The sequence below is a fragment of the Legionella qingyii genome, from assembly GCF_003990155.1.
In the GTDB taxonomy this organism is placed as follows: Bacteria; Pseudomonadota; Gammaproteobacteria; order Legionellales; family Legionellaceae; genus Legionella; species Legionella qingyii.
In genome coordinates, this window is the sequence record NZ_RZGX01000010.1 from 78712 (window position 1) to 92958 (window position 14247).

A 14247-nucleotide genomic window follows, 5' to 3' on the forward strand; every position below is an offset into this window, starting at 1 on the left:
TGGCTTATACTATTTTTTATAGCTAAGGAAAAGAATATGGATGGAAAAGTATACTATAGGACTGTAACGTACTTAATTGGGGGAGTTTGTTCCCTCATGGGGCTTTTGGATTTATTTGCTTGGTATTTCAATCCTCATTTATCAGTAAATCTCCCTGGATATATCTTCATGAGACCAGGTACAGCCTTGGGTTTTATTTTATCAGGGCTATCTTTAATTTGTTTAAATAAAAAATTATTGCAAACCAGCCGAATTCTTAGTTGTTTTCTTTTATTATCTTCTGGACTTGTTTTATATGAGCACATTATAAATGTTAATCTGGGTATAGATGTATTTTTCATTAAAATTTTTGTATTGGACCCTACTCAATATCCAGGCTCTGCGGCACCTGGTGTTGCTTTGAGTTTTATAATTACTGCCCTTTGTTTTTTAATTGTTTCATTTAATTTTTCCACTAATTGGCTTTGGCTGAGTTTATTCGGTGTATTCTTCATTTTAAGTTTGGGATTTATCGCCGCGGCTGATCATTTTATTGATTTCACAACACGTTTTGGTGTTGGACGATGGATGAAAATTTCAATTTCCACTGCTGTTGGTCTAATCCTTTTAAGCCTGGGAATAATTTCTTACATTAATTCAAAAAATATAAAACACTCTCGCATATCTCTTCCATTAATAACCGTTTTTGTCATTTTAAACATCACTATTTTAGGATGGCAGTTCACTAAAAAAAACCAAGAAAATTCATTAAATATGTTATTAGAGTTAAAAGTTGAAAATGTAGAAGATGTGATTGAGTCCCATTTGCAAGAGCTCACGTCCTATTTTTCCAGGATCGCTCAACGCTGGCTAAGTAATCAAACAACATCTGAAAGCGAATGGCATACGGATGTAATGCACTATATTCATGATCAACCAGGTTTTCGCGCAATTGAATGGGTAGACAATAAATATAATGTACGCTGGATTACCCCTGAGGAGGGTAATGAACAGATAAAACGATATAATCTATACAATGATATCAGTCGACGTAAAGAATTATTAAAAAGTTTGGAAAAAAATGAACTGCAAATGAGTTCTCAGTTTGAACTTGACGGGCAAGAAAAGATATTCTTATTGTTAAGTCCATTGCATAAAGACAATCATTTTCAAGGATTTATGGTTGGTATTCTTGATATAGAAACTTTTTTAGAAGAAATTTTAAAGAAAATGGATATTCAAGGATATAATTTAAGTATCTATGACTCCTCAGGGCTTTTATATACTAATGCTCGAGATAATAAATTTTATTCGAGTTGGCAACATACTATTATTCTTCCTACATATGGTCAAACTTGGAAAATAAGCCTTTGGCCTTCTATTGAACTTTATGAACAGGTTATTACCTCTTTTTTCCCTGCCATGATCTTAATAATCGGAGTAATCATGGCTGTACTCTCTGGATTTTTGATTTATACCCTCCAGGTTATAAGAGCGAACTCTGAAAAGTTAAAGCGAGCACAAGTAGAATTAGCAAATGCTCGTGAACGCTTGCAAGGAATTATTGAGGGCAGTAATGATTTAGTTGCTGCAATTGATTTGAACTACAATTTTATTGCTTTTAATACAATGTATAAATGTGAAATTTATCGTATTTTCAAAATTGATTTAGAAATTGGTATGAATTTCAGTGTACTTTTACAGAAAATGAGCGCCGAGAATCAAACAAAATCGATGTCGCTTTGGAAAAAAGCAATTAAAGGTTCCGCATTTACTGTGATTGAGTCATTTAAAGACAAACGATATGACGGATTGGACTTTGAAATACATTATAATCCGATTCATGATTCAGATGGTAATCTTATTGGTGCAAGTCATTTTGCAATTAATGTCCATCAGCGTATCCAAAATGAACGAAAACTCGAGGAATCTAAAATAGAGCTTGAAAATCTCGTCAAAAGTCTTGAAATGCAAAATAAAGAACTGGAGTTATTGAAAGAATTAATGAGTTTATTGCAATCCAGTCTTTCCATGGACGATGCGATTGAGATAATAAAAAATTACAGTAAACGTATCCTATCTGGTACATCTGGAATTGTTTATCTTATTTCATCAGATAATTTGAACGTGATTAGTAGAGTTTTAAGCTGGGGTGAGCCCGTTTCCAATTTATTTCTTTTTACTTCTAAGGATTGTTTGTCTTTATTACGACACCAATCCTATTATATTTCAGATACAATTGAAGGGTTATTGTGTAATCATATTAAAAAAGCTGGGAAAAAGCCTAAAAGCTATGCCTGCTTTCCTTTATTAGCCCAAAATGAAATGTTAGGTTTGTTTTATGTGGAGTTTGGCGTAAATACAGACAATCAACGATTAATTGCTTTGGCACAAATTATTTCCGAGCAGTCTGCACTGAGTCTTTACAATATTAAACTTCATGATGTCTTGAAAACCCAATCTACTCAAGATAGCTTAACAGGTATTTATAATCGACGTTTTTTTGAAGAATACTTGCAAAAAGAAATTTTAAAATCGAAAGATTGTCCGTTCACATTTGCTCTATTATTAATTGATATTGATTATTTTAAAAAAGTAAATGATACCTATGGTCACTTGATTGGCGACCAGGTTCTTTTTGAATTTGCTACAAAAATAAGGCAAATATGTCGAGAGGATGACTTGGTATGTCGTTGGGGCGGTGAGGAATTTATGATTTATTTACGAACCAGTAATTTGGAACATGCCAAAACAAAGGCGGAAGCACTACGTGAGTCGATCGAGAAACTTACAATTGAAATCAATAAGGAAGAACCTATTTCTGTTACCATATCAATCGGTATCGCTTTTTATCCTTATGATGGTAAAAGAGTCGATGATTTAATATCAAAAGCAGATGAAGCACTGTATCAGGCAAAAAAAATGGGTCGTAACAAAGTAGTAGCTAGCTCCAGTGTGAATCAAAATAGAAATCACTAAATACTAGATGGGCTGGTCTCTTCTTAAATTCTGTTCTTTCTGAAGTTTTAAAATGGGCCTCAATTTGGACAATATTATTTGTTTGAAAATTTGCCTGTTAGTTTATTGATACCTTTGATGATTATAAATGAACGAATACCAAATATAAATGCAGCTGGACAATGATAATCGAATTATCTTTAATAAATCACATCTCATTAAAAGTAAAAAAGGGATTCAATCAAAACTGGAACTTTCTATGAAACGGGTCAAGTATATTTATCTTGTCATTATTAATAAAAACCAGATAATCGAGCATTATTTATATAGGTAAAGCGATGAATACTGAGAAACTATTTTCTTATGGCACTTTGCGCTATGAAGCAGTGCAAATGAGTAATTTTGGACGAAAATTGCAGGGGGCCGTAGATAGTCTGCCAGGATTTGGTATGTCCAAAGTAAAGATTAAAGACCCCTGTGTAATTGCTATGAGTGGTGAGCAAGAGCATCCCATCATTACGTATACTGGAAGGGCCGCAGATAATGTTGAAGGCATGGTATTTGATGTGAGTACCGAAGAGTTAGAAAAGGCAGATTCATATGAGGTAGCAGACTATAAACGAGTCAAGGTGAAGTTGGCTTCAGGTGTATTCGCTTGGGTCTATGTTCATGTTGAGAGTATTGAATAATCATCTGATTTTAATTCATTAATTTAGCGATCAAAAAGTTTATTAATCAATCTACAGAGGAGGTTGAAGTAAAGCAGATTAATATGCGTTAATACAAAATGAACTAAAAGAACTTATTATTTGAAGCCACATACCCAGTGAATTATCTGATTATGACCATGAGAAATTTAGACTAGCTTTAGTCTAGGTCAAGTTTAATATGAATTCGAACACAGTGTCTAAACAATAGCCATTCACCAATATAATTAAAAAATGAATCATTAAGTTTATTAAACTTAATGATTCATTGCATACTTAATGAACCGTATGATGTTCATCTTTCACCCATCGCATCAAAAATGCACCAATTATTTGATATAAAGGTAAAATAGCTAATGCAATATGATAACTAAATAGTGAAAAATCATGAGAAGTACCTGCGTTACTAAAAGTATCAAGCAGCTTACCTATTGCTGGCTCAGTAATTGCATCCAAAAAAGCATCACTGGCATTGATTAAAGAACTTACTGTACCCGCCAGATATAACGGATTTGATTCTTTTCCAATTACAAATACTATTGGAAATGCTCCTAAACTAAAACCGAAAAGAAAAAGCAATACACTCAGTAGCCAAATTGGCATAGGATGAGCGAAGATTATCAAACTAATCGATAAAGCAGAAACCAAAGTACTGTAAAAAATAAATGCGCAGCGATTTTTTATTCGATTAATAAATAAAGCAAATAAGGGACATGCAATCGCTAATCCTACAAATACTAATGAAATGAGCGAGGGGGCAACCAATTTATCTAAATGATATGCTTTTTGCAAAAAAGGATTTCCCCATAAACCACAAAAAATAACGATGGGAGAAAATGCTAAACCACTATATCCAGTTAACAACCAGTTTTGTTTGTTTTTTACAATTAATAAAATATCTTGCCATAAATGTGGATTTTTAGTTGCATGCTGAGTATCTGATTGTGATGTTTCAATGGAAACGGATGGTTTATCTTTAACAATAAATAAGAACAAGAAAGCCAAGATTATTCCCATCCAGGCTACATCAACTAAACTGGCTCTCCATCCTATTTGGCTAACCAGCCATGCCAGTGGCATTTGTCCAAAAATTGCACCGATCATGGCGGCAGTAACAAGTAGTGAGGTCAGTAAAGCATAATATTTTTTGGGAAACCATACTGCTGCCAATTTGAAATAAGCAATGGACGCAAAGGAAACACCTACACCCGTTAAAGAACGCCCCAAAATAGCGGTATTTAATTCCTGGGCCTGAGAAAAAATATAAATACCAAAAGCACAACAAAAAATGGCTCCCGTAGTCACCCATCTCGTGCCGTAATGGTCGAGGATAATCCCTACAAATAGAGGTACGATAAGATAGGTCCAGAAGTACACTCCTGATAAAACCCCAAGACCTAAACCTTGGAGGTGAAATGTATCCATCAACTGTTGAGGCATTACACTTGGAAAGTTTTGGAGAATGTACTTATAAAATAAAAATGCTGCACATAAGCTAATGATAAAAATAGCGCGACTGGTGATTGTTTTTTGTTTTTGCGATGCTTTTGCATCTAGTGCGGTTTCCAAGGTTGATCTCCTCAAAATAGTTAAAGTCGTATCGCCTGATTATTTGGCCTTTCCCTAGAGAGGCCGAATAATCAAAAACGCAACTCTAGGGTGAGGAGAGAAAGACCACGACCACCACAGAAACGACAGAAACAATAGCACCCATCAACCCTACAGAGCTGTTTAAAGTTAAGTGATGTTGGAAGCCATTGTTCATATATAAAACAGAGTGCGGAATAAATTGGTAATTGTATCATGTTAACAATTAGTATTAGATATTGTCAAATAGATTATCGAAAGATTTAATATTTGGGTCTGAATAGTTCTTTGATCTCTGTTGAGCTGGGGAAATAAGCTAAATCACTCAGAATTTACCAAATTTGGATGTATTATCTCTAGGGGCTGTTGAGCATTGCTTGATTAGCCTACTCCTCGCGCATAAAGCGCGGGGAGTAGGTGGGATTAAATGAAATGTCAATAGAGCCTAGTATTTTAGAAACATTTATTTTTTCGGATATTTCAAACTCGAATCTAATTCGGGTACAGGAAGATCCGGTATCAGTTTCTTAACTCTATGGAGCCAACCAAGTCGTGCATCTGGAGCCATAATTTCCCCTGGTCTCACTTCGCTTATTAGTTGTTTTAATTCACGTTTGCGTTCTGGCTTAACTACTGCCTCAAGTGCATTTCTTGCCTTAATAATATCTTCGGGACGGGGGGCTGGGGCATGAGTTGGCACCAAACTCTTTAACATGAGCGAGTAGCTGCTTTTAGGTTCAAGTTTAGAAATTATTAGTTTGGGTTGTGGTTTAAGTGCCATAGCTAAAGGTGTCGGCGATTTAATAAGTTGTATTTGTTTTTCTTGATGGCTATCTATACGACTCATCAAGTCTTGTAATCGACTTTGGCAATTTTGAGAACGAGTCCTAAACATTTCTGTTTGATTTTGTTTGCGGTTATTGTGGAAAAAGGTAACGGTACAAATATCTGGTTTTAGCTTTTCATAGTTTAGTTTGGCCTGTAACAAGTCTTTTTCACTGGCATGATCGGGATCCATATTTTCTGAAAAAACAGCATATGAGTCTCCATACCGTCGATAACGAGCCTTTTGACTTGGGTCAATAATAAATTGGGCTTGACTGAAATCGTTAACAGGCTCTAACTGAGAGTTAAGGAGAATTTTTTCTTTTCTTATAAATTGCAGTGCTTGTGAAAATCCGCGTTCTTGCAATCTTAAACCTTCTATTTGACCTGCGCGATGCGTAGGCAATTGTATTTCTTCGTTTGACGCTACTTGTTCATTTAATCGAGCTTTAACCCGATCAATTAACTGTTGATATAATTCTTCACGAGTTTGAGGCGGCTGTTCTAGTTGAGATTGAAATAAAGCAAGTCGCTTTTCCAAATGTTGCATTCTTTTATCAAGGCGGTGTACGGTTGTTTCCTGTACTCTATCAACATTGCTTGCAGTAGGCGCTTGTGCCGTTTGCAGTGCTCTAAGGGTCTCTAACTCTGCTGATAGTGATGTTACCTGTTTGTTTGCATGCGTAATATATTCAGCTATAGGCTGATCGATTAATAGAGGTATTTGAAGAAACTCGTTGAGTTCTTCCAGATAGTCGGAAATATCAGCATTAATTTCTTCTATCTCCAACCATTCTTCTTCGAGCTCTTGTAGCTCTTGTTCCAAGTTAGTTAATTCACTTTCTAGTTTTTTAAGTTCTTTGTCAAGCTTTAGAATTTCATTGGCCCGCATATTAGCATCGGCAATATGCATTTCAATTAACGAGTTCTTTTTCGCTTCAGCTTTGGTTTCTTTAAGCTGTTTATCTATTTGCTCTTGGGTCATCTCATTAACATGTTCTACATGTGCTTTATTCTTGGAAATTAATGTCATGAGAAGAAAAAGCAAACGCTGCTGTCGGAGCATTTCATCTGCTGTACTTTCTCTAATCAATTGAGCTTTCGCCTCTTCCTTCATTAGTTCTTGGGCTATCATATTGATAGTTTCGTTTCCGCCAGTTGTTTTCAGAAACTCAACTACTTGTTTGGCTTCTCTTAGTCCAAAACGTGCAAGAAATTGAGTAGCTAAATGAGGATTTGTTTCGGATGTATTTGGTGCATTGTCTCTTTCTATAGTAGCAAACCATTGTTCAAGCTGACTCGAATTCAATGTCATTGAGACTGATTGCGCAGAGTTAGGCACAGAGAACTCCTTTAGGATAATTATTCTGTACAAATTATAGTCTTATTTTCATCTTAAGTAAAGAATACTTTTAGTAAAGGACTGATAAATCAAGATGTTAATCTATGATCTCGTTGACGCCTGAATTTAGCTCGCATGAGATCCTTTAGATAATTCGTTAGTCACTCGATCATAAAGAATTTTTTTCCATAACATCGCTGAGGAAGTGATAAGTAACAAACAGCTAATAATAAATAAATCATAATGCAGCAACGAGCCATATTTTAGCGAGTTAGGAGGAGTAAAGCTAATGGCGAGTGAAATAGTAATGCCAATAAATCCGAGAATCGACGATAAAATAATGAACCAGGAACCGTGTTTTTTTTCTCGCCTGGCTAATCGTATTGCACCAGCAAACATAAACACATACATAAACAAATACATTTGGGTAGCCAAAGTTATCATGAACCAATAGGATGTATTAATACTCGGTAATAATAAAAAAAGGGTACTGATAAATGATACACCACATGCCTGTATAATCAGTAATCCAGAGGAGGATTGTTTGATTGAATTATTGAGCTCATTACTTGCAAATAATAGACCTTTAATCGGGGAGATTAGCCAATTATTGGCACAACCAATACAACCTACCACGATTAAAACATTAACAATGAAACTCAGTTTAGCAAATTGTATTTGAGTAAAAAAAACTTGAAATAGCTGAGGGATACCACTAATAAAATTTAATTGACTCGGCGAAAGTAGCAAAGCCAAAGTCAATGAACCAAAGAGCATCGTAACAAAAATAATAATTACTGAAAGAGCAATAGCCTTGGGAAATGCTCCAGGTTTGCAATCTTGCGTATGAACGCCAGCAATTTCAATACCACAAAAAGAAAGGATGATTGCTGTTAGAGATGTCCATGAATCTTGATGAGAATGTGTTACAAGGTTTAGAGAATGAGGATAAATAATTACCCAGATCAATCCTATAGTCAAAATTAAAATGAAAGGGAGTAAAAGTCCAAATATGGAGCAAAAAATGGTCAATCGATTAGATAAATGGAATCCTTATATATTGATCCAAGTTAAACACCAGATGAGTATGTTAATTATAATAAACAGGAGCGTTTTATTTTCAATAAGATTTGGATTAATGCAATACAAAAATGCACCTGCTATAAAACTGAAAAATGTAGGATATATAAGGACGTTCTGCATCCATTGAAACCAAATAGCGATAAACCCCGCTTTTTTCCCCAAGCTAATTTTTACCCACCCATAAATTCCTTCATGGGATTTAGAGGAAAACCAGCTTGCAATAATGGCACTGGGCAATAAAAAGAAAAACAAAGCCAAACCGAAATACCAAAAAATATCTGTTCCAACTAATGCCGCAGCAGGTAAATTACGAATGCTGTCTACTGAACCCACGGTCATTAGTGTCAAACTAAAAATAGTTAGCTTTTTATTCATTAAAATCTCAGGGATAAACAGCTTAAGCCACCATCAATTTTACGAAACTCGCTTACATCTGTAGTGATTACATGAAAGCCGGAATTATGAACCATTTCTATAGAACGAGGGAAACCTTGAGGCATAATGACGGTATTATTAACGTTAATGCAATTGGCAGCATACGCTTCACTATCATCAATAATTAATTGTTCAAATGACTTAAAGGCAGGATGGTTCACTAATTCACCATTGACCAGTAAACATTTATTCCCAAGGTATGAAACACCTGTTTTTAGATGTAAAAATTTTTTAAGTTCGATCACGGTACTTTTGAACCCATATTGTGCCAATAAAGCTGTCAATTGTGCCACGCCTTCTTTATTGGTGCGTTGCGAAAGTCCTATGTAGAAATGATCTTCTACTTGCATGACATCACCTGCTTCTAAGGTTCCAGGTGCTTCTATTTTATGGGTTCTGGTTTTATAAAAAGTTTGAATACAAGGTTCAATTAAATTGACTTCTTCCTGTCTTGATTGTGCACCCGGACGAGTGAGGAGGGCGAATCTATCTGTAAGGAGTGCAGGATCTTCTACAAAGCAAGAATCAGGAAACGCATCTGATGCGGGTAAAACTGTTACTTCCAGGCCACAGCGAATTAATGTATTGATATAATTTTGGTGTTGCTCCAGGGCTTTTATATAATCAGGTTGGCCTAAGTCTATCGCAGATGTTAATCCATGAATCAAACTGGGTGAAGGTGTTCGTACTATTGCTTGTTGAAACATAATAATTCCCTTTGATGAGTAAATAATCCTTGATGTCGATGCTCCCAAATATTTTGAGTCAAGGCAAGAACCTATGGATGTTTTTCAGTGAGTATTCTAAATAGGTAAATATGTTGGATTTGCAATATATCAATATAACCATCTAATAGATTTGGTAAAAAAGTGACGTCACTTGATTTCTAATCTTCAGGACTTACGAAAAACCCCACTCTCTTCGTTAAAAAATGTTTTTAATTCGGTCATTTAGTCTATCTAAACTCCCTCATTAAAAACATTTTTTGCCTCGACCTTGGGGTTTTTCGTAAGTCCTGATCTTAATAACTGCTGCGCCTGTAAACCGCCCATGACGCAGATCATCAAGTGCTTGATTGGCTTCACTTAATGGATACGTATGAACTTCTGTTTTAACAGGGATTTTCGGTGCAAGCGATAAAAATTCTTCACCATCTTTTCTGGTGAGATTGGCTACAGAACAAAGAACTCTCTCCCCCCAAAGGATATTATAGGGAAAACTGGGAATATCACTCATGTGAATTCCAGCACAGACTACTATCCCTCCTTTTCCTGTATTACGAAGCGCTAGCGGGATAAGTGCTCCTACGGGTGCAAAAATGATTGCAGCATCAAGAGGATAGGGCGCATCTTGATCTGAGTCTCCAGCCCATACTGCACCTAACTTATAGGCAAACTCTTGAGCTTGGTTATCACCAGGACTTGTAAAGACATAAACTGTTCGTCCTTGTTTTTTAGCTACTTGAATAAGAATATGTGCTGCTGCACCAAATCCATATAATCCCAAATGTTTGGCGTTATTTGTTTTCAATAAGGCCCGGTAACCAATTAATCCTGCACAAAATAGCGGAGCAGCTTGATCATCAGAATAACCATCAGGTATAGGAAAACAAAATCGCTGGTTAGCCACACAATATTCTGCAAAACCACCATCAATTTGATAACCAGTAAATCGAGCGTGGTCACAAAGATTTTCACGTCCTGATAGACAAAATGGACACTTTTCACAACTTCCACCTAACCACGGAACCCCAATCCGTTGTCCAATGACAAAATTGGTATTCAATGAACCTACTTTTGCAACCGTGCCAACAATTTGATGACCTGGAATCAGAGGTAGCTTGGGATTGTTTAATTCACCATCTAACACATGTAAATCAGTACGACAAATGCCACATGCATGAACTTTAATGAGTACTTCATTTTCTTGAGGTTCAGGTTTTTTTACTTCTTTATAGATTAACTTTTTGCCTGATTGTTCCATAACCATGGCATGCATCATAATATTTTCCTTAAATCGTATTGAACTATAAATTAAATGATATTTATTAAACTGTAGACTAAATTAAAAGTATTTTGACTTGACAAATTACTTTTGTATATCAAACTGTATTTGGTGTATTTGCAAACGTTAATGGAAATTAATTGGACGGAGTCGATAACATGAATGCGCTATTAAAATGGAAAAATGGTACCCCTATTTCAATTGAACATCCCCATAATCCTTTTTTAGGTCTTCAGCAGGAAGTTGATAAAGCATTTCATGATTTTTATGAAATGTTTGCACCAAGTAAAAGCCTGGATCAGTTCGAAAATCTTAATCTTATGCCATCAATGGATGTTGTTGAAGATAAAGATCACTTTACCATTCAGATGGAAATGCCTGGTATGGATGAAAAAGACATCAATGTGTCTATAAGTGGTAATTCGCTCACCATCACAGGCGAAAAATCAACTTCTAAAAAAAATGAAAAGAAAAAATATATTTCCCGAGAAATTAGTTACGGTAAATATGAGCGTTCACTTTCTTTACCTTCAACAATTGATGCAGACAAGGCGAAAGCAACTTTTAAAAAAGGAATGCTCTGGGTAGAATTACCTAAAAAAGCAGAAGCTAAAGGTAAATCTCGAGACGTTAAGATAGAAGCTGCGAAATAAATATACATGCCCCATGTTTTTTATTGTGGGGCAACTATTTTTCACGTTACAAATAACGACCACACAACCAAGTGGATTATGAATTTTTTATTATAACAGGCATACAGATGAGCTACATTGAAAATCATGTCTTTGATGAACTAACCATTGGTAAATCAGCAAGCTTAGTACGTACATTAACTCCGGAAGATATAGAGCTTTTTGCCATCATGTCGGGGGATGTAAATCCAGCGCATGTTGATGCAGAGTATGCTAAAAATGATATCTTTCATAAAATTATCGCTCACGGAATGTGGGGGGCATCGCTTTTATCTACTGTTTTAGGAACTGAGTTACCCGGACCTGGTACCATTTATCTAGAACAAACTTTAAAATTCGAACATCCCGTGACTTTGGGCGACACAATTACAATTACACTCGAAGTAGTGAAAAAAATACCGGAAAAACATATCGTTGAGCTTAATTGTAAGGGAGTTAATCAACTTGGTAAAACGGTGATTAGCGGCCTTGCAACGGTTATAGCGCCAACAACCAAAATAAAAAGAAAGTGTGTTGAATTACCTAAAGTGGAACTTAAACCTAAACAGGAGCATTGGTATCAGCGCTTGATTATGGCAAAAGATTCACTAAAACCACTTATAACTGCTGTGGTACACCCAGTGGATGTACTGTCACTTAAAGGAGCAATTGCTTCTGCCGAAGAGGGATTAATTACACCGATTCTAGTTGGCCCTAAACAGAAAATTCTTGCTGCCGCAAAAGAGGGTAATATTGATATTTCGGCTTATGAGCTTATTCCTACAGAACACAGCAATGAGGCTGCTGAAACAGCGGTAAAATTAGCAGCAACACAGAAAGTTGAAGCAATAATGAAAGGAAAACTTCATACAGAAGAGTTGATGAAACCAATCGTTTCCAAGGATAATGGATTACGAACGGGACGTCGTATGAGCCATGTATTTTCCCTTGAAGTTCCTAATTACCCCAAACCTATTTTTTTGACTGATGCCGCAATTAATCTATTTCCTAATCTCAAAGAAAAGTGTGACATTGTGCAAAATGCGATCGATCTATTTCACGCACTCGAGCTAGGTACACCTAACGTTGCAATTCTTTCTGCAGTTGAAACTGTAAATGAGAAAATTCCATCTACACTTGATGCTACGGCATTGTGTAAAATGGCTGAGCGCGGACAGATTACTGGGGGTATTTTAGATGGCCCATTAGCATTTGATAATGCTATTTCAATGGATTCAGCGCGTGAAAAAGGTATTTTTTCTCCTGTTGCTGGTAATGCAGATATCTTAGTTGTTCCTGACGTTGAATCAGGTAATATGCTTTATAAACAAATGACTTATTTATCAGGCATCGAAGCTGCAGGAATGGTATTGGGTGCTCATGTCCCCATTATTCTTACCAGCCGAGGTAGTGATGAGTTATCGCGAAAAGCATCATGTGTTATGGCTTTATTGTATGCACGAAGAAAAAAATAATGAAATTAAAACAAATTGATGAAGCTATCCTAGTGATTAATGCAGGTTCTTCCAGCATTAAATTCAGTCTTTTTATTTCTTCTTTAACTTTAATTTATCACGGCGAAATAGAAAGTATTCATGATAATCCTAAAATTGTGATTTCTAATGAACAACATGAACAAGTTGCTAATGAATCCATTTCATCACCGGGATATGAATCTGCATTAAGCTATTTATTTGAATGGCTCAAAAATTTGCCAACACGCTATTTTTTAAGAGCGGTTGGCCATCGAGTGGTTCATGGTGGACTTTATTTTCAAGCTCCAGCACTAATTAATACAGATTCCATTAAAAAACTAGCGTCTTTAAATCCTTTAGCGCCACTTCATCAACCACATAATGTGGCTATTATTGAAAGTATCTTGAAACTTTATCCTGAACTACCACAAGTTGCTTGTTTTGATACTTCATTTCATCAAACGCAAGATAAGCTGGCTACTCTTTTTGCTATACCCAGGGTATTAAGTGAAGAGGGCATTATTCGCTATGGCTTTCATGGTATTTCTTATGAATATATCGCTTCAGTTTTACCTGAGCAAATAAAAGATAAAAAAGTAATTGTTGCCCATCTTGGTAATGGAGCAAGCATGTGTGCCATGGAACATTGTAAAAGTGTTACAACCTCAATGGGATTCACTGCTTTAGATGGTTTAATGATGGGAACTCGCTGTGGCGTACTTGATCCAGGAGTAATTTTATATTTACTTCAGGAAAAGAAATTATCAATAGATGAGGTTAATACCATTCTATATAAGAAATCAGGCCTTTTGGGAGTTTCTGAAATCAGCAGTGACATGCGTGAACTTCAATCAAGCAAGGAAGCAAAGGCAATTGAGGCGGTTGATTTATTTTGTTATCGGGCAGCACGAGAGCTTTGTGCTTTAGCCAGTAGTTTACAGGGATGTGATGCAATTATTTTTACTGCCGGAATTGGTGAACATTCAGCGCCAGTGAGAAAAAAAATATGTGAACGTCTTGCTTGGTTGGGTGTTATATTGGATGAACATGCAAATCTAAAAAACGAGCCGGTGATTAGTCATCCTGATAGTAGAATCTTCATTGGTGTTATTCCTACAAATGAAGAGTATATGATTGCAAAGCATACATTGAATCTAGTGTCACATGCATAAACTATCTGG

Annotated in this window: 9 protein-coding genes and 1 pseudogene; 5 read left to right on the plus strand and 5 right to left on the minus strand. The window is 35.9% G+C overall.

Features of this window, described 5'->3' with window-relative positions:
- Positions 1–36 precede the first annotated feature (36 nt).
- Together ELY20_RS08860 and ELY20_RS08865 are read left to right on the plus strand one after the other, a co-directional pair.
- On the plus strand, positions 37–2958 hold the full coding sequence (locus tag ELY20_RS08860) for a sensor domain-containing diguanylate cyclase (RefSeq protein ID WP_110142977.1): 2922 nt from the start codon (positions 37–39) through the stop codon (positions 2956–2958).
- 317 nt (positions 2959–3275) lie between these two features.
- On the plus strand, positions 3276–3626 hold the full coding sequence (locus ELY20_RS08865) for a gamma-glutamylcyclotransferase family protein (protein ID WP_110142976.1): 351 nt from the start codon (positions 3276–3278) through the stop codon (positions 3624–3626).
- A 294-nt stretch (positions 3627–3920) separates the two neighbouring features.
- Here the strand turns inward: ELY20_RS08865 and ELY20_RS08870 are convergent, their stop codons facing one another.
- From ELY20_RS08870 to ELY20_RS08890, 5 genes and pseudogenes are all read right to left on the minus strand, one after another.
- Complete coding sequence (locus tag ELY20_RS08870) at positions 3921–5213, minus strand: MFS transporter (protein ID WP_110142975.1); 1293 nt, start codon at positions 5211–5213, stop codon at positions 3921–3923.
- Between the two features lie 481 nt (positions 5214–5694).
- Positions 5695–7398 (minus strand): hypothetical protein, encoded by a 1704-nt coding sequence (locus tag ELY20_RS08875; RefSeq protein WP_126955686.1) that lies wholly within the window; start codon positions 7396–7398, stop codon positions 5695–5697.
- 126 nt (positions 7399–7524) lie between these two features.
- Positions 7525–8856: pseudogene (locus tag ELY20_RS08880) on the minus strand (APC family permease).
- A complete protein-coding gene (locus tag ELY20_RS08885; RefSeq protein ID WP_110143764.1) occupies positions 8856–9623 on the minus strand; it encodes a dimethylarginine dimethylaminohydrolase family protein in 768 nt (255 codons plus the stop codon). Before ELY20_RS08885 ends, ELY20_RS08880 begins: the two are co-directional and overlap by 1 nt.
- A 265-nt stretch (positions 9624–9888) precedes the next feature.
- Positions 9889–10914, minus strand: a complete 1026-nt coding sequence (locus ELY20_RS08890) for a zinc-dependent alcohol dehydrogenase family protein (protein ID WP_110143797.1) — start codon at positions 10912–10914, stop codon at positions 9889–9891.
- Between the two features lie 164 nt (positions 10915–11078).
- Between ELY20_RS08890 and ELY20_RS08895 the strand changes: the two genes are divergently transcribed.
- The 3 genes from ELY20_RS08895 (at position 11079) to ELY20_RS08905 (ending at position 14238) form a co-directional block, all read left to right on the plus strand.
- Complete coding sequence (locus tag ELY20_RS08895; protein WP_110143763.1) at positions 11079–11573, plus strand: Hsp20/alpha crystallin family protein; 495 nt, start codon at positions 11079–11081, stop codon at positions 11571–11573.
- Positions 11574–11680: 107 nt separating this feature from the next.
- The gene (locus ELY20_RS08900; RefSeq protein WP_110143762.1) at positions 11681–13066 is read left to right on the plus strand and encodes a bifunctional enoyl-CoA hydratase/phosphate acetyltransferase; all 1386 of its coding nucleotides are present in this window, start codon (positions 11681–11683) and stop codon (positions 13064–13066) included.
- Complete coding sequence (locus tag ELY20_RS08905) at positions 13066–14238, plus strand: acetate/propionate family kinase (protein WP_110143761.1); 1173 nt, start codon at positions 13066–13068, stop codon at positions 14236–14238. Before ELY20_RS08900 ends, ELY20_RS08905 begins: the two co-directional genes overlap by 1 nt.
- The last annotated feature ends 9 nt before the right edge of the window (positions 14239–14247 follow it).